We start from the raw sequence: 18505 nt of genomic DNA, 5'->3' as shown, positions 1-18505 counted from the left end.
AACTGCTACAATCAAATCTCATTACTCTTCTTTACGTTTTGTCGCAAGAACCGCAGCAGATAAAGCGATGCTCACACTTGCTAAGAAGAGGGCTGCTTCTGAACCATGTTCTCCTGTAGCAGGAAGTTGCTCTTCTTTATCTTCCAGAGCTTTGGTATCAGCTACTGGGATTGGAGTGAGCAAGTACTCAGATTTTTCAACTGTTGGAGCTGCTTGATCTCCAGCAGTAGCCAATACACCTGTGTAGGCTGGTTTCTCGTTTACCAAGGCTTGGACCGCATTGACGCCACCCTTAAACTCAGGGACTTCATTTGCAGCCGCTAGGACCGCATTGGCTCCGCCTTTGTATTCTGGTAATTCGTGAACCAAGGCTTCAACCGCATTAACGCCGCCCTTGAACTCAGGAACCTCATGTACAGCTGCTTCTGTTGCATTGACACCGCCTTTGAACTCAGGTACATCAAGAACTGGTGGTTGTTCTTCTCCCTTGCTACTTGTTGGAGCATCTGGTTTCGTAGCAGAATCTTTTAATTGGTTGAGATAATCTGCGAAGTAGGCCACCATTCTTTCCGTCAAGAGATGATTATCCGTCGCATATTTCATGCTCGCCTGAACTCCAGCCACTTCCTCTTGATTGTCTTTGTCTGTCAATTTCTGCGCCTTTGCTAAAGCTGCTTCATAGCCAGACATGTCAAGAGGTGTTTCTGCTACTTGTGGACGGGTAAAGATAAGTTCCGCTGCAGATTGGTATTTATCGCCACCATCTCCGTAAGTCTTGGTACCAGTAAGAACAATTTTCTTAGCCTTGATTATCTTGCCAAAGTCAATGTCTTTTGGCTTGTTGTTATTTGGCCAATCTGTCACTGTGAAGGTATGTTCTTTACCAGACTCATCTGTGACAACCAGTTTCACATCTCGCAAGTTTCCATTTGAATCAGAGGCACGTGGAACATAACGAAGTCCAGTGATTTCAGTTGGTTCTTTCAAGACCATGGTTGCAGGCTTGCCTACATCTCCACCATTCCAAGATGTATGCCATAGACTAGACACATTTCCATCAAAGGCATTCTCTAGACCTTCACCTGGTTGAGCTGGCGCATCCAAACTTTCAAAGTCTTCTGCTACCAAGGCTGTCTTCTTCTGAACCAAAGCATTCTTCAAGGCTTCAATCTTAGCAATCTCTGCACGCGCTTCTTCTACGCTAATGTCATCATCTGCCTGACTGAGGTTAAAGACCGCCTCTTTCAAAGCATCCATAGACTCTTTCGTATAGTTGGTCATGGCAACCGTTGGCAAGTAGTTCTTCAGAGCATTTTCTGTCAGCATCTTACCAGTTAGGGTAATTTCCTCGATATGAAGATTGTCCATCATGAAGTCGTTGTAACCACGGAAGTTGGCATTTCCGCCAGAATCACCACGAGTATTGCTTGCATTTCCAGTTGAGTAGATACCTACCCAAGTATCGCCTGTTTCTGCACCTGTCACGAGGAAGGTTGCCTTCTTGGCTTTCTTAGAATCCGTCCAAGTATTTGGCAATTCATGCATTTCCAAGTTGCTTGCTTGACTACCACGACGACCTGACTGGAATTCTCCCTTACCGACTACAAAGGCATAGGTATTGTCAGAGCCTGCTTCATATTCAAAGGTTACGCGATAAGTCTTGCCAGCTTCAAAGCGGAAGTTTTGCGGAATAGTTTGGTAAACCAAGTTACGACGGCTCACTAGTCCATTTGTCTTGAGTGACCAATTTCCATCGATAACATCATCAACTTTCTTACCGTTCCAACCACGCTGTGTATATGGATCGTGTTTTTCAGACAAGTGAGTGCGGTTGTCTTCGACACCTTCGACACCACCCACTACAAATGGGAAGATTCCTTGAGCAACATTTTCAAAGTCTTGTTTGAAGGTTCCTTGACCTGTATCATGCTTGTCTCCGTACATGCTTGAATTGTTTTCAAAGGTACGAATTTCATCAAAGTAAGTTGCTTCATCACCAGCTTCACGACTCAATGTCAGAGTGACATTTGATACGTCCGATCCAGTTGTAAAGAAGGCGTACATATTTTGGAAGTAACTTGTATCATCAACTGTAGCATTTTCACGACGATTGTTATGAGCATAAGCTTTGATATAGTTGAGAGCGAGTGACTTATTGGTGTAGGTAGTCACTTCTTTCTCGCCAGTATTCACTGTGATACTTGCCTTAGCATTACTACGGTTATCAACACCGACATAAACAGCATACTTGGTATTTGGTTTCAAGCCAGTCAGTTTCTGAGTAAGACTGACCTTGCTCTTATTACCTTGGATACGAAGCATTTCATTTGCACCCTGTGATTTGACAATTTCTGCCTTAGATGCATCACCAGAAATGGTCCAGTGTTTCAAGGTTCCACTGTTAAATCCTTGGTCATAGATATGCATGCCTTCGCTCCATGACATTTCAGGATTGGTTTGTTTTGAACGGTAAAGAACGTATGGTTGATTTGCTAGAAGGTCTAGGGTAATCTTACCATCTTTTACAGTTAGTTCTTGCTCTTCTGTCTTACCTTGGTCAGTTAGCTTGTAAAGGTAAACCTTGCCATTTGCCCAATCGCTTGGAAGTGTCCAAGTTGTTGCACCAGCCTGCGTATTGAAGTAGTACATTTTTTCCTTATCAATAGGAAGTTTCTTACCATTTGCATCCCAGTTCCAAGGAGTCAAGTAAGCTGAACCATCTTGGATGACACGTCCGTTGAGCGTTACTGTACGTTCGCGGTATTGCGGGCTATTGACATCATTTGACTTACGAGTCACAACCACTTTGTTACCTGCAGCATCGACTAGCTCAACCTTCATTTCTGGAGTCCATTTATAGGTGCTACCATTATCGGTCATGGTAACTGGTGTACCATTTTCCCATTTACTTACAGTGAAGTGTTGGAAGTACTTAGTCATGACGTCATGGGCAAAGAGGTTAGTCACGTAGCCATTGTAGTCGCTTCGTCCTTGCCAGCCTTCAAAGTCTTTCATGCTGTAGCCACCTAGAAGTGGGTAGTTGGCTGCACCACCGTAACTTCTGTAGTCCCCAACCCAAGAATCTTTTTGGTGGTTGCGGATAAAGCGGGTGATAGCACTGTTGATACCTTTATTAGTGTAGCCACCATAGGTCAAGTCAGCTGCCCAGTGTTGGAAGGTGGAGTCGTATTCACCACCATGGCCCCACTCAATCGCAAAACGCCAGCCTTGTTTGTTGATTTCTTTAGCAAGAACGTGGGTAGCCCAGGCACCGTTATCACCTGATTGACCATTGCCCCAAACATCCACATAGATAAAGTCGAGACCATCACCAAGTTTTTTCTTCAAGTCTTCCCAGCGAGCCAAGCGTCCATGTGCTAGGTCATAAGCAGCATCAATGTTGATACCTTGGTCTAGCCAGTTCCAGCCGTAGCTGTAGCTGCCATCTGGATTCTTACGAAGAATATTTTCGTTAAAGTATTTAGATTCAGGATAAGTCTCAGAAGCGTTCACGTGGATACCAAGATGTGCTCCATATTTCTTCGCTTTTTCGATCAAGGTCTTGAAGTCTTCGACACCACCAATACGTTTACCAATATCAGCATAGTTCAAGTGTCCAGAGTCATGACCTTCACTACCATATCCTTTAAGGAGAACACCTTGCCCAAGACCATCTGTGTGGAGATTGATTTTCTTGATACCATCCAAGGTCATAAGGAATGGGTTTTGTGCTTGAGAACCAAAGTTCATCGCGATACGGTAAGCAGTGATATCCTTAACTTTTTCCCAACCTTGAGGATTGTTCATGATGCTACGATAAGCAATGGCACCATCTTGCCAATCGACTTTCTTGTCAGCATTGGCATCTTCGGTGATAACAACCTTGGCACTTGGAAGTTCCTTGGTGTATTCTGGGAAAACAATGCCCTTATAAGCCTTTTCCCATTGCCATTCAGAACTTTGGATTCCCACATAGTTTGTATTTCCGACAGTTTGTTTGAATGCTGTCAAACGAGTCCAGTCATTCGAACCACCACCGTAGCTGTTTTGAGAATTGCTCCAAACACCTGCAGCAAGCTTGTCTGTAGAAACAAAACCATACATATAGCCCTTAGCCAAGTTTTTCATTGGATTGGTTACATCAATATGATCATCTCCACTAATATGAGTGTTGTTTGACATGGTTGCCCCGTCAAACTTAGCTCCAGTTTGGTCGCTTGAAACTGACACAAGTGAGTTTCCTAAGAAATTGATAGAGGAGAGAAGTTTTCTTTCATCATCAATCTTCTGACCAGGAGTAACTTGATTGTGGTTGACAATCTTGGTCACATCAAAGTGCAATTGATTGTCCACAACTTGCAAGCGTACTGTCATATCTGCATTGATGAAATTCTTCTCGTCACGAAGTTTCATCAAGTACTCTGCAGTAGTATCATTGATCTTCTTATAAGTGACTTCAGGTGTAATTTCGCGATTGTTTACCAAGATTTTCTTAAGTTGTTGAACTTGTCCTGGCAAAGTATGCCCATTCAAGGTGTATTCCTTGACACGAGGAAAGGCTTGGTCAATCACTGCCTTGAGGACCTTAGACTGAATCGTATCATAAGTCACCTTGCTATCGTCAACAGCCGGACCTGTTTCTTTCTGGGCAGGAGTATCATCCGCTTTTACACCTTCTTGATTGTCTGTTTTAACGCTGACAACCGTACGGTCATTGCTGTAAGTTCCTGCCTTGAGAAGGATCTTCTTCTCATTTTTAAGATTCTCATTGACCGCAGCTGGCAAAGTAACTGTATCAAAAAGTTTTACATCATTATTTGTTGCATTCAGCTGACCATCTGATTTTAAGCTAATAGTCAGATGATTCACTGAGCCGTTTACTGGAGCTGCAACACGACCGCCCTGATACCATGTGCTATTACCTGGAGTTTTGTATTCCCAGAACCAGCCACCTTGGTCATATCCAACAAAAACATTGTTCTTGGTATCTTTAAATTTCAAGAAGACACCAAAGCGTGATTTGCCCTTTTCAGAGTCATCTTTGAAAGTTAAATCAACCGTCGCATTTCCATTAGCATCGACAGTCAATCCTTGTTTTTCAAACAAGGCTGGTTTGCCATCATTGTCATTTTGGGCGGTTGAAGACAGTTGATTGTAGCGAACACCCTTTTCTTCGCGAATAGTGACTGTTCCTTGTTGCTCTTTATTCGCTACTGTTTGCCATTCAGGAGTTACTGCCTTAGGTGTTTCAGGTTTAGCAGCTGCAGGTTTATCCTCTTTTGGTTTTTCTTCAGCCGGTTTTTCTTTCTCTTCCAAGTCTGCTGGTTTCACACTTGAAATTCCCTGTATGTGGTCTTGGATCCATTTTAGTTGAGCTGGTGAGAAGAGAATACCGCCGCTCCGTTTTCCAACTACACCATTTTGGTGAACACCGACCAGTTTGCCTTCTGTATCAAAGATACCGCCGCCACTAGCGCCTGGTTTTCCTCCTTGGTAACCAATCCCTTGGACACCTTCTCCGTATGGTTCCGCAAAATCAACTGTAGTATTGACAATCGGATTCAATTTCCCTTCTGGATAACCAAAGACATGAAGCTTATCTCCGATTTTCTTAACTACTGGCTTTTTAGTTACTTCAACAGGCGTATTTTCGAGAACTGTACGCAATCTCACTAGGGCCAAATCATTTTTGAAGCCTTTCAGGTAGCCTTCACGATCCCAATGAATGATATCTTTCTTGCTAAACTTGACATCTGGCAATCCTGGATATGAGATGCTATAGATATCTCCATCCCCTTGGTCATTATCCACAACCTTACGGATATTGCCGTCTTGGCTATCCTTGATAAAGTTATGAGAAACCGTCAAGACAAGGTCTTTAGCAATGACAATACCGCTACCTTCTCCTGATGGCGTCTTAATCTTAACAGTCGCGCCGTAGTTTAATTCCCCATTGGTAGTCTTAGCCACATCTTCTGGGACGAGCTTCCCAGTATCTTGGGCCAACTGATCCTTGTCAACTTCGCGCCCATTGTCTTCGGCTTTCTCCAACTTATCTTCTAATTCTTTTGGCAGATTGCTTGGCTTTTCAGACTTTTCTTTTTCTTGAGCCAACAACTCTTCTTCTGTTTGTGGGCCTTCAGTAGTCTCAGCTGAACCAGGATTCTGAGCGGCAGCTTCCTTGTCAAAATCGTGCCCCTCATCACTAGCCTTCTTATCCAAATCAGCTAGTTCACTCGGCAAATTATCTGTTGAACCAACTCTTGCTTGATCAGCTAATACTGGGCTAGCTGCGAAGAAAGTCGCTCCAATCATCACCGAAGCTACTCCAAGCGTAAACTTACGAATACTGAACTTACAGCGTTTTTCAAAAAATCGTTTATCCATGAACTCCTAAATCCTTTCATTTTCCAGTAAGCGTTTACATTTCTTTTTTAAAAAAATACTCCTTTCTCTGAAAGTGCTCTGCTTAACTGTTATAAATTAAAAATAATTGTACTTTTAATATAACAAATAAAAAGGCAGAAAGCAATAGGAAATAGGTAAAATTCACTAAAATTTTCTCTTTTCTGAAAAATCCTATCTCTAATCATTCAGGGACTTATACCAAGATAAAAAAGGACTTAACCATCATATCGATGGCTAAATCCTTTACTTTTTTAAAGTTATTTCACATGGTTTGCAAGTTCTTCTTGGACCTTTTTATTTGACTCTTCTTTTTCTTTCAACCATTTTTCTTGAGCTTTTTGGTATTCTTCTGTTGTCACGGCCTTATCTTGTACTTCTAGATATTTGTACAAAAGGGCTTCACTCATACCCTTGTTACCAGAGTATGCAAATGGAAGTGTAAATGGTACCATCTTAGACAACATTGGACGACCAGTTTGAGAAGCTGTTGGATATCGATAACCACATTATCTGATCCTAGATTTTCTTCAACTGACTGTTTAAAAGATTGAACACGTTGAACTTTTGTTGTATTGGTTTGATCTACAGGCATATCCAAGTGGATTGGGAATTTCACACCTTCCGCTTGAAGGGCCGCCTTAGCTTTAGCGAACTCTGCTTTGGCTTTGTCAGGATTGTAGAGTCCATCTTGAGCATCATCCAAGTTTACCTTGCTCCACTCATCTCCATAGGTCACCAATTTTTCCTTGACTAATTCCCCAAAGTTTTTCCCATCTGCCTGTACAAATGTAGGAGGAACAAATAAGTTACGAAGCAGTTTAGTAGCCCCACTTGCACCATTTACTTGAGAAGCGTAGGCTGTTCTATCAAAACCAAATGCAATAGCTTGACGGAAGTCCTTATTCAAAAGGGCCTTCTTGGTTGATGCTTTTTCCTCATCTGTTGTCTTAGAAGTGTACTTATAAGACTGACGATTGATATTTGTGCCTACTAAATAAGTAGTAGAATCTTGTTGGGTATAATCGTGTTCCCGAACCACCTGCAAGAATAATACCTTTCATAATGAAGTAATCTTTCTAACGAACTGATCAATGAGTAGCTTCAAATTCTTACTTCAATTTAGAAATGGCCGATTTCAGATAATCTCCACTTCGAATCGCTACTCCTACTTGTCTGGCATTAGCCGACAGTTCCATGTAATCTTGATCTGTCAAATCGTCTAATGCCTTTTGGAGGTCATGTAGAGAATCAATTGCTATACCACATTGCTTATCTAGCACAAAATGCGCAAGGGCAGACTCTTTCCAAACAACTAGAGGAAAGCCCGAAGCCAAATAAAGAGAAGCCTTGTGGGAGTTGTTAATACGTAGGTAATTTCCGAAAGAACCTTGGCAAGTTTCTGAACTATCACCATCCCACACCAAACCAAAACTACCTTGAAGAGCATTTGGGAGGTCATCTGGCATAAAGGAACCAAAGTAGGTGGTATTTTTCAATGCACGACTTTCATCGTACCCCATTCCATAGAGATTATAGGCTGGCTGTTCTGGCAAATTATAAAGATAGCCTGATTTTGTTGGAATTAGATTTCCGGCGATGATAATCGCTTCTTCTTTTTGGGGAACATTTTTTTCCTCAAAGTTCGGAATCAGATAGTCAAAAATCTCCAAGCTAACCATTTTATCTGATGGTATGCCTTGAATTGTCAAGGCATTTTTCATGATATCATTATGAACGATAATGCCATCCGCTGATGTAAGAGCTGCCTTCTCTTGGAAGTAATTTCTCACTTTATGACGAAGTTTCACTGCTGAATTTCCTACATGGCGCAAGGTTTCAATATCATGGATTACAAGATAGAATTTGACTCCTCTATTTTGCGCCTGCTTAATGAGTTGTGAGATGAAAAATGTATGGTGGATAATCGGGAACTGAATCAGCAATTCATCTCCAGATCCTAAGTGATCAAACACAGACTTGATTGCCCGATATTTGTGTTGCTGAGCTTTAAAGAAATTCATCTTATACCAATTCTCAACCTTGAGTTCCAACCCCTTATAACCCTCTGAGATTAGAATAGCTTCCACGTCATTTCGTGCCTTATTTCCTGCATTCTTTTCATATTCATTACTCAGAAATGAATCCTTCAGATAATATTTCACCTTTTCTCCCCTTTATCTATGATGTTCTTAGATACTCCCTAGTTCTTCCTCTACCACATTCAATGCACGTTCGATTACCACATGCATATCGTAGTATTTATAATCTGCTAAACGTCCACAGAAAATAACCTTATCATTCTGCGCCGCTTCTTCTTGATATTTAGCAAAGATAGCATTATTTCTCTCATCATTGATTGGATAATAGGGTTCATCTCCTCGTTTCCAATCAGCTGGGTATTCGCGAGTAATAACCGTTTTCTCCTGAGTACCATACTCAAAGTGTTTATGCTCGATGATACGAGTATAAGGAATTTCTCGTTCTGTATAGTTTACAACTGCGTTTCCTTGATAGTTTTCCTCATCTAGAACTTCATGTTCAAAACGAAGACTACGGTATTCCAACTCCCCGTGTTTGTAGTCAAAGTACTGGTCAATCATCCCTGTAAAGACAACTTTTTCAGCAGAAGCCTCTAATTCTCGACGATTGGCAAAAAAGTCCACTCCAAGTTCTACTTCTACTTCATTTAGCATATTTTCGATTATTACGTTGTAGCCCCCAATTGGAATCCCTTGATAACGGTCATTAAAATAATTATTATCAAAGGTTAAACGAACCGGCAAGCGTTTGATGATGAATGGTGGAAGATCAGTAGCAGAACGTCCCCATTGTTTTTCTGTGTAACCCTTGATCAACTTTTCATAGATATCTGGACCAATCAACTTGATGGCTTGTTCTTCCAAGTTCTTGGGCTCAACATCTTTCATATCAGCCGTTTGCTGGGCAATCTTGTTCTTGACTTCTTGTGGTGTCTTAGTTCCCCACATAGCGTAGAAGGTATTCATATTGAAAGGAAGATTGTAAAGACTCCCCTTGTAGTTAGCAACTGGCGAGTTGATATAGTTGTTAAACTCAGCGAATTGGTTAACATAGTCCCATACTTTTTTATTGGAAGTATGGAAAATGTGGGCACCATACTTGTGGACATTGATGCCCTCAACATTTTCACAGTAGATATTTCCACCGATGTGATCACGCTTGTCAATCACTTTAACTTTTTTACCGCGTTTTGTAGCTTCGTGTGCGAAGATTGCTCCAGACAAACCAGCACCAACGATAAGATAATCGTACATAGTGTTCTCCTTTTTATAATTTGACGATTCGATTGAAGTAAGGAATCTTCATTAACATTCCAACAATAATAAAACTAACACTTAAAGTAAATAGAGCAAAAAGTAAATATGCTCCTACAAAATTAAAACCAAATATCCTTTCCCACAATTTCATAATATAAGTGTGTATTATGAAAACTCCCATTGTTTGATTAGAAAGGAAAACAATCCATTCGTTTCGGTTTTCATTCAACGTAAGCGTGAGGATAGTTAGAAAAATTCCTAGAGTACTGACTTTTACAAATAAAGTATCATAAAAATATTCAGCAAAAAGATTATGGTAAGTATTCTTTGCTAAGAAAAACAATATAATTGGTGAAATCAATAATAAAAGTATGCTAACTATTTTCATCCAATTTTTAAATCTATATTTGAGGTTGTCTATATTGAATTGCGCTATATAACCACCTAAAAGATAGTAGAAAAACCAAGTCCATAATCTAAAAGTTTGCATAACATGAGTTTGTATAGGAATCTGAAGGAAAATATTTGCAAATTCAACTATAAACCCAATTGCCACCAATAAAGATAGAATATATACATATTTTCTTTTCGAGTTTATAACTGTTTTCAAAACAGGCAAACATAAATAAATAAGAATCAGCGAACCAAAAAACCAAAACTGAAAGAAATACCCTTTTTGTAACAGAGAGCCTACAATTTTTTTAATTGGATTAACCGCAAAGTCTCTTTTAAAGAGCCAAACGATAATGTTCCATGATGACACTGTTATTAGAATCCATTTGACTTTTTGAAGTATGTAAGGATAAGTTATTTCCCTTTTGTCTAACAATAAATAACCATTGACCATAAAAAACAAGGGAATGGAGTAGGTACCTAAATAATATAAATATGCCAAAAGATTCCATGATCCTGTCTCTTTAAATCCCCCCATTGTTGTATGGAGTAAAATGACCCCAATACACGCAAGCACTTTTAATAAATCTAGGCTGATATTCCTATTTTTTTGCATTCTAGTTTTTCCTAATAATTTGTTTTAATTCTTTTACATCTACCACTTTCAAAGATAGAATTGCAAAAAGATAAATGATTCCACCAAGCACTGCAAATACTATAAAATTTATGGTTGGTGAAAAATGTATAACTGTTTTTAAACCTAGCAAGATACCATACATGATAGCTGATGCTAGAATAATTTTTGTTAAAGATCCGATAATTGGAACTTCTTTTAGGTATCTACGGGTAAAGTATAATTGTATCGCCCATACCAACGCCTCTGTCAAAACAGAAACAATGGCTGCTCCGATATATCCAAGTTTAGGAAGGAATAGTAAATTCAAACCTACACTGATTATTGCGGGAGCTGTTGTTGAAATCATGAATTCTTTATTTTTATTATGGGGAATTAAAATCTGAATTCCCATGATGTTGGTCCAACCGATAAAGAACATACGGAAGATCATAATGGCGATTGCATAACGTGCATCCTGAAAATCTTGACCAAGAAAAAACTGAACAAAATCATCATTGACGATTAAAATTCCTGCCATCATTGGGAAAATGACTAGATTATAAATGAGGAAGGACATCTCATGCATTTTGTTAACCGCTTTGTGATCACCTGTCGCTAACAAATGCGCGACACGAGGCAACATAACGCTTCCCAAGGAAGTTACCAAGGTCAGAAGGATATTTACTAATTTTAGGGCCTGGTCATAAATCCCTACATCTTTTGTAGAAGCTAAGGCTCCAAGCATGGTACGATCCAGCGTAATGTACAAAGAAATAGCTACTTGAGGAAGGAATAATAATATGACCGGCTTTAAATGATGCCTAGCATATTCTATGCTAAAATGAGAACTGCCGATAAACTCACGAGCAGGCACCCACATACTTAGTTGCCCCAAGAGTTCAAATATGGTTAGCAAAAAAACATAGAGATATAGGTCATTTGCAGATTTGACAAAGAGAAAGATTGAAATGACTCCAACGAGTTTAACTGTGATATTTCGAACAGTAATCTTTCGAAAATCTTCTAGCCCTTGAAAGAGCCAGGAAATGTCTAAACCTTTTGAAACTAAACTCAAGCCTAGAATGTAGGCTACCGGATTTTGCATAGAGGGAAGAGTCATACAAAGAAGAGCATATAAGGACAGAGAAAGAACTGTTGCCCCTAATTGTAGAGAGTAGATACCCCAAAAGTTTTTATTAATCTCATTACGATGTCCTGAAATGACCTTAGTACCATAGTTAGCAACTCCCAGCGTCGCTATGAGGATGAAGTAGGTAACAATGGAATTAAAGTATCCATACGTCCCTAAATCATCCGAAGAAAAGACCCGTGTTACATAGGGAGTCGTAATGATTGGGAGTATAATCACTAATAACTGATAAGAAAGATTGTAAGCGTAGTTTTTTAATACTTTCATTTCAAGTCATCCAATTTAGAATTAATCAGTGAAAACAAAAAGTTTGACTGGTCATACTTATAATGGTCAATTATTCTAAAAACTTCTTTCATATTTCCTCTTTCCTACATTTTTTTGACACTTGTTGCAAATTAAATTGGATCTATGCACGATACTATCGTAGCAACAAATACAATCTAGGGTTTAACATAAAAATAAGGTATTTTAGTTTTAGTTTCCATGATAACTTATTATTTTTTAACAAGTCACTCATTTCGACTCTCAACAACTCTCTATCTTTTGAAAAATCTTTTAAGCCTGAGTCAGCTTTTGCACCAATTACTACAAAACCACCTAATAATTTTTTAGCTTGTAAAGCTTGCTTTAATTCTGGACTCTGAATGTACTCTCTTTTAATAACTTCCTCATTTTTTGCAACAGCTTCAAAGAAATCATATCTTTTTTCAGTAAATGTTGAACGAACTATACTCCCTTCCCTACGATAGTAATTGTAGGTTTCAAGTGGACTGATCACGATTCTTTCAGCTAAGGCAAGATGTTCTGCTACAACATAAAAATCCTCATAGATTTTCCCAACTGGAAAAGGGACTCGTTCTAATATACTTTTTTTATAAAGCTTAGCACAGGCAGAAACCGTTGCAACTTTGTCATCCAACATTAGTTCCAGAGCCTTTTCTTTTGTAATCGGAGCCAAATCTTTATAGTCTGAGTCTTGCAATCGATAAGAAGTATAAGCATTATATTTTGAAGTAGCTTTTACCTTTGTTGAAATCAAGTCTGCTTGATGTGTTTCCTGAATTTTCACGATTAACTCTAGCGTATATTCTTCAAGATAATCATCCGGATCTAAAAAGAAAATCCAATCTGAGTTGGCTTTTGCCACTCCAAAGTTACGTGCATCAGATAATCCACCATTTTCTTTGTGGAAAACATGGATATTTTCATATTGCTTTGCATAATCTTCGCATAATATGGGAGAATTGTCTGTGGAACCATCATTTACAAGGATTATCTCAAAGTTTTGATAGGTCTGTTTAATTAAGCTTTCTATCGCAAAATGCAGATAGTCTGCAACATTATAAACAGGAACAACGATGCTGATAAACATCTTAAACGCCCCTCTCTTTTTCTTTCTTTTCAGAGTATTTCTTCAAATTCGGATTAAAAACTATTCCAAAAGCAAAGTTAGTCCTATAATTTAAGTAAGACCATCTGTCAAATTTTTTCGTAGGAACGTATTTATATGATCTTTGCTCAATTTTACTATATAGCTCCTTTAACGACCTTTCCGAATTACTGACCATCCATGACAACCAGTACTTCAAATTTATTTTTATAATTCGGATGCACTTATTGAAAAGACTCCAGCCCTTTTAAAATGTAGTCCTGAATATTACAACTAGGCATTACAATTGTTAATAAACAATCCTTCATCTTATCTCATAAATCGTCTCAATTAGTTCAATCCACTGCTTGAGAATTTTTTCCTTATCGAATTTATCCATATTATCCTTGGCATGATTGGAGAAGGAACTTCGCAAGTTCGAATCTTCCATCAATTCAAGTATTCTATCACTCATTTTATCGGTATCATAACAATCAATCAGATAACCATTGACCCCATCTTCAACAATCTCATTTGGTCCTGTTGGACATCTGAAACTAACAATTGGGAGGTTGTATTGTTGAGCTTCCAGTAGAACTAGAGGTAAACCTTCATAACGAGAAGTCATGACATAAATCCCTTTATCTCCATAAATCAAATCCTGATTTTTTTCGAGTCCTTTTATGACTAACTTGTCCTGTAAATCATATTCGGTGATGAAATTTCTGATTTTATCCACCTCATTTTGATTCCCAGAACCGTAGATTTCCCAAGTCCAGTCAGACCTTTTCACTAACACTTTTTTCGCGACTTGAACAAGATAATCAAATCCTTTTTGATAATCAAAACGGCCAACCGTCACGATTTTAGTTGAATTTTTATTATAGGAGGCATCTGAAAGAGAAGCCTCTTTCCAATTATAGATGTAGCAAATCCTTTCTTCAGGAACACCGTATTTTTTTATATAATTTTCACGGTCTTCTTGAGTAAGGGTCACGAGTTTATCAGCAAATTTCGCTCCAATATACCTTTGTATCTTCTTAACTTTAGTATCAATATCTACTATAGAATTTGTATGGTCGCAGGAAACAAATTTTGTTTTCAAACCAATTATGCTTGCTACACCAACTGTATTCATACTCATTCCGATTCCAAAAACAATATCAATGTTCTCTTCTTTCAGATAGTTTCTCAACAACTTGACCGCTTCGAGAAAATTTTTACTCATAGATATTTTCTTTGATGATAAATTTTGATATCGAACCGATTGTTTCAGCGAGAAGAAATTGTTTTCTGTAGAAATCATCGAGAGAAGATGAACTTCATACATAGTTGATAACTCATTTGCAAGGCTGGTTGCTACTTTCAGTCCTCCATCTGTTCTATCGATACTCCATTTCACTAAAGCGATTTTTTTCATCTTTAAACTACACTTCCCCTTCATTTTCACCCAGTGATATAATCTCGTAGTGGTGAAGAGTTCTTTTGTCTTCTGGTGGCAATTGCATATAATCCGCTCCGTAAATGGCTGTTAAATATTCTTTGTATTTGCAAGGACAACAAAGTTTAAGATCTTCAAACTGTAATAGGACTGGTTCTCCAAAGTAATCACTCGGTACTATCTCTTTTAATTTGTAAGCTCCCGTATAATTTCCTGCATAAGCTTCATCAAACGAATATTTTTTTATCGTTTGTAAATATTTTTTCTGAGCCCATGTAAAGGAAATAATCTTCTCAATATTAACAGCATTCGCAAAAGCAATAATTATCTTTTCAATGAATGGTCGATTTTCTTTTTTCTGATTCACCAAACTATTGAATTGCGAGAGTTGAACCATCATCCTTGCGTACAAGTATCTCAAAGAATGAATTTTTTTCTTTAAAGCGTTAGAGGGCATACCATCTAGCGGGAAAATGTCTATCCACAAACTTTCTACCAATTCTTCTTTACTATAATTCATGATGATTTTTGTAGAATCATCTCGAATCACAGAGAAAGCTTTTTTATAGTTTAATGTATCTTCGCTTAAAAACTTGTAGTTTTCCGGCAAGACATTTGAAGCTATTTTTTTAAACTTTTCGTAATCTTCTCTCGGCATACCGATATCGATGTCATCATCCCAAGGTATGAAACCTTTATGACGTACCGCTCCTAACAAGGTCCCACCTAGAGCATAGTAGGTTAGGTTATTTTCTTCGCAAATATTAATAAACTCTTTCAAAATAGATAAAATCTTATCTTGAATGATTTTGATATCCGACATACTTTCCTCCTATATAAATAAATCGAAATTAAACCGTCGTCTCAGTCTATGCTCTTTTAAGTTCTCGTTAAATACTTCTTACCATTTCACTATACGATTTTTTCAAACGAACGTCCCCCTTGATCTTCATCGCTTTCATCAGAAAACTGATAATCCGAGTTTATTAAAACACCTACTAATATCCAAAAAATATTGTTATGAAGATAGAAATTCAAATCATCAATCATAGAGTGAAAACTCATTAATATCAAAATCAGAGCAAGAATCCACTGGCGTTTCTTAATGACTTTAAGTAGTGTCAAAGATAGAACTGAGACCATTAATCCCAGGATGAGTAGGCCAAATCTCTGTAAAATTTGGACATACAAATTGTCCACATACAGATAGGTCTGATAGTTTCTAACACCTTCAACAGTCAGACCATTCCCATTCCAGTAAACTGGTCGTCCAAAAAATCCAAAACCATAGAGATTTAAAGATTTATTAGCCAAGTATATCCGACCACCTAACATATGATTCACTTTAAAAAGAAGATCATTGATAAAAGAATGACTTGAATTGAGATAGGTAACGGAGACCCAAAAACTAATAACTGCATTTACAATAAAGGTTGGTTTAAAAACTTTAATCACATATCCTAACTTTGAAAATAGTTTCGGAAACCATTTTATTAACAAACTGCATGCCAGCAATACACAGGAACTATAAAATGTTAAACGAGAATCCGTTTGATCATATACCCAATAAACTGATAGAGCTAACAGTAGCCATTGCCAGTATTGGATTTTGTTTTGCTTTAAATAAAACACAATAGCAACTATATTCATCAGTAAAACCGAAGGAAATAGAGCATATCTAAAGCCTAGGTAGGCCCGTACCCGAGGACCAGAAATTTCTATATAGTTCGTTATTATTCCTAATCTTGCGCTTATGATAACAAAAAACAACAAGCACATACTAACGACTAATGAAGTTTTCGCCACCTTCTTAAAGGGAATATCTCGTAAAGTATAAATAAATAATATACTTACAGGAAGTTCTGAACTTAGAGATGTCATTTTCCCCACTATAAAATAAATTAAAATCGTTGCAAACAAACCAATGAGAGTTCTATAGTCATATTTTCTCTTAAACGACTCTTTTATAACCAAAAGAAAGAGGGAAAAAGCTATCGCTAATTTATAAACTGTTCCAGGTAGATACCGAGCATAAAAAGTTACATTTAATATCGAAACCGTTAAAAATATCCCTAAAGCAACAAGAGCCAAAAGTTCTGGTACAGATTTTATTTTTAGTACTAATTTCATTCTTATTATTCATCCCTATCTAAAAACTCTGTCCATATTTTTTTCCAAAGAATTTTGCTTGTAAAAAGGACCTCCCTTTTTGAATCAAATCAATTTTTTCCATATAAATGAACGGAATCTCTTTTACCCGCAAATCTTGTTTTGCCAACCAAACATTGAACAAACGTTCACTGATACGACCAAATAATCTAGCGTCAAAAGCAGAATAATCTGTTATATCCAACCTTTTATATATTTCATCAACAATTGGGAATAACCATTCACAATAAGCCGCCACATTCTCTTTAGACATGATAAACATATTGAACATATACCCACTGCGTTGCTTCATTATACTATCAAATGTTTCAATGTATTCTGGGCTTATCTCACTTATGATCTGACGCGTCATATCTAAATGCTTAGCATCGTGAGTATGTGCATAGTGAGAGTATAGCGTTTCAATATAATATTTCCGTTTTTTAGGAACGATAACATCATAATTCGACATCAAGTTTTTCACTTCTGATTTTGAAAGAATAATATCATCCATACTGATTGCTTCGCTATATGAGTGTCGTTTTGATGTGAAATATCTACGGTAATGTACCAATCCAAGATAATCACATTCTAAATTTTTCCAAGCCCAATATAATCCTGTTAATTCACAATAATAAGGATTAAGGTGAGAAATATGAACTCCTTGATTATCTGGTTGATAACCTAAATCTTCCTTACCCTCACTACCAACTTGGATAGGGATGTACAAGTCCTTATCCTCTGGCATTTGAAATCGTTTATGTGTTGCAACTATGATTCTATACGTTTTAGACATTTCTATATCCTAATTCAATTCCCTTCATCCATAACTAGCTCAACTACCTTTTAATCAAAATTGTAATCATTCTCTATTAAAAAATATCCAACCAAAATAGATTATCACTAAAACTATCTTGACCCAAAAAGATAAAATTGAATACCAAAGATATCCTTTTTGTATTCAATTTTATCTTTATATATTTCACTTTATGCCGACTCAGTTTGAATTCTCAATGAGCTCCTTCACGGGATAACACTCTTCTAATGGTCAAAAAGAAGATTTTGATATCTAACCGTAAAGACTGATTTCTAGGATAATATAATTCCATCTCACAACGTTCAGGATAATATACTCCACTCCTACCAGAAACTTGCCATATCCCTGTAATCCCAGGACGAACAGACAATAAAATTTCCTGTTCATCCTCGGTATATTCGTCTAGTTCATTTTCAAGAATTGGTCTTGGACCAATAAGACTCATATCACCTAGTAGTACATTTATAAACTGTGGAACCTCATCAATACTTGTTTTTCTTATAAAATCTCCAATATTTGTAAGTCGTGGATCTTCATTTGGTGGCAATTTATAGCTATTCTTTTTATACTTTTCATAAAGTTCCTTATTCGAAATCAGAATTTCTTCTGCATTCTCGACCATAGACCTAAACTTAATAATTTTAAATTTTTTCCCTCTGAGACCTGCTCTGCACTGTGTAAAAAATATACTTCCTTTGTAACCTTTCATTTTATAGATTACAAAGATGACCAGAGAACAGGGTAAAACTATAAATACCGTTCCAAACAAGCCGATAAATACATCCATAGACCTTTTGAAGGCAATATAGATGATCTTGTTTTGTTTCACCTAAAACTCCCCCTTGTAATAATCCCCTTAGATAA

General features: G+C 37.6%; 11 protein-coding genes and 1 pseudogene. All 12 read right to left on the bottom strand.

All coding sequences use genetic code 11. The features are described 5' to 3' along the window. Nucleotides 1–21: 21 nt before the first annotated feature. The 12 genes and pseudogenes from D8863_RS00950 to D8863_RS00890 all read right to left on the bottom strand — a co-directional run bounded on the left by D8863_RS00950 (nt 22) and on the right by D8863_RS00890 (nt 18470). Nucleotides 22–6387 carry a SpGH101 family endo-alpha-N-acetylgalactosaminidase gene (locus D8863_RS00950; protein WP_125440814.1) on the bottom strand — a complete coding sequence of 2122 codons (6366 nt, stop codon included), beginning with the start codon at nt 6385–6387 and terminating at the stop codon, nt 22–24. Nucleotides 6388–6665: 278 nt separating this feature from the next. After that, nucleotides 6666–7429: pseudogene (locus tag D8863_RS00945) on the bottom strand (ABC transporter substrate-binding protein); the annotation flags it as partial. 88 nt (nt 7430–7517) lie between these two features. Beyond that, nucleotides 7518–8570, bottom strand: coding sequence for a glycosyltransferase (locus D8863_RS00940; RefSeq protein ID WP_125440813.1), 1053 nt, complete (start codon nt 8568–8570; stop codon nt 7518–7520). Between the two features lie 27 nt (nt 8571–8597). Then, a complete protein-coding gene (glf, locus tag D8863_RS00935) occupies nt 8598–9701 on the bottom strand; it encodes a UDP-galactopyranose mutase (protein WP_125440812.1) in 1104 nt (367 codons plus the stop codon). Nucleotides 9702–9714: 13 nt separating this feature from the next. Continuing rightward, entirely contained in the window at nt 9715–10713 is a 999-nt protein-coding gene (locus tag D8863_RS00930; protein ID WP_125440811.1) for an acyltransferase, read from the bottom strand. Between the two features lies 1 nt (nt 10714). After that, nucleotides 10715–12130, bottom strand: a complete 1416-nt coding sequence (locus tag D8863_RS00925) for a flippase (RefSeq protein WP_125440810.1) — start codon at nt 12128–12130, stop codon at nt 10715–10717. A 154-nt stretch (nt 12131–12284) separates the two neighbouring features. Further along, a complete protein-coding gene (locus D8863_RS00920; protein ID WP_125440809.1) occupies nt 12285–13238 on the bottom strand; it encodes a glycosyltransferase family 2 protein in 954 nt (317 codons plus the stop codon). Between the two features lie 322 nt (nt 13239–13560). Next, nucleotides 13561–14655: a glycosyltransferase family 4 protein gene (locus D8863_RS00910; RefSeq protein ID WP_125440807.1), complete on the bottom strand. Its 1095-nt coding sequence runs from the start codon at nt 14653–14655 to the stop codon at nt 13561–13563. 7 nt (nt 14656–14662) lie between these two features. Further along, nucleotides 14663–15499, bottom strand: coding sequence for a LicD family protein (locus D8863_RS00905; protein WP_044021333.1), 837 nt, complete (start codon nt 15497–15499; stop codon nt 14663–14665). Nucleotides 15500–15588: 89 nt separating this feature from the next. Continuing rightward, entirely contained in the window at nt 15589–16806 is a 1218-nt protein-coding gene (locus D8863_RS00900) for an O-antigen ligase family protein (protein ID WP_000780145.1), read from the bottom strand. 19 nt (nt 16807–16825) lie between these two features. Continuing rightward, on the bottom strand, nt 16826–17620 hold the full coding sequence (locus D8863_RS00895) for a DUF4422 domain-containing protein (protein ID WP_042902868.1): 795 nt from the start codon (nt 17618–17620) through the stop codon (nt 16826–16828). A gap of 214 nt (nt 17621–17834) precedes the next feature. Further along, nucleotides 17835–18470: a sugar transferase gene (locus D8863_RS00890; RefSeq protein ID WP_000812403.1), complete on the bottom strand. Its 636-nt coding sequence runs from the start codon at nt 18468–18470 to the stop codon at nt 17835–17837. Nucleotides 18471–18505: the final 35 nt, after the last annotated feature.

The sequence above is a fragment of the Streptococcus oralis genome (genome assembly GCF_003943825.1).
In the GTDB taxonomy this organism is placed as follows: Bacteria; Bacillota; Bacilli; order Lactobacillales; family Streptococcaceae; genus Streptococcus; species Streptococcus oralis_CD.
Note: the sequence above shows the minus strand (reverse complement) of the source record. Positions and strands in the feature narration are given on the sequence as shown.

Bases quoted from the DNA above. Each gene is read 5' to 3' on its own strand.
- D8863_RS00950 (WP_125440814.1), bottom strand. From the start codon at position 6,387: ATGGATAAACGATTTTTTGAAAAACGCTGTAAGTTCAGTATTCGTAAG.
- glf (WP_125440812.1), bottom strand. From the start codon at position 9,701: ATGTACGATTATCTTATCGTTGGTGCTGGTTTGTCTGGAGCAATCTTC.
- D8863_RS00930 (WP_125440811.1), bottom strand. From the start codon at position 10,713: ATGCAAAAAAATAGGAATATCAGCCTAGATTTATTAAAAGTGCTTGCG.
- D8863_RS00925 (WP_125440810.1), bottom strand. From the start codon at position 12,130: ATGAAAGTATTAAAAAACTACGCTTACAATCTTTCTTATCAGTTATTA.
- D8863_RS00920 (WP_125440809.1), bottom strand. From the start codon at position 13,238: ATGTTTATCAGCATCGTTGTTCCTGTTTATAATGTTGCAGACTATCTG.
- D8863_RS00910 (WP_125440807.1), bottom strand. From the start codon at position 14,655: ATGAAAAAAATCGCTTTAGTGAAATGGAGTATCGATAGAACAGATGGA.
- D8863_RS00905 (WP_044021333.1), bottom strand. From the start codon at position 15,499: ATGTCGGATATCAAAATCATTCAAGATAAGATTTTATCTATTTTGAAA.
- D8863_RS00900 (WP_000780145.1), bottom strand. From the start codon at position 16,806: ATGAAATTAGTACTAAAAATAAAATCTGTACCAGAACTTTTGGCTCTT.
- D8863_RS00895 (WP_042902868.1), bottom strand. From the start codon at position 17,620: ATGTCTAAAACGTATAGAATCATAGTTGCAACACATAAACGATTTCAA.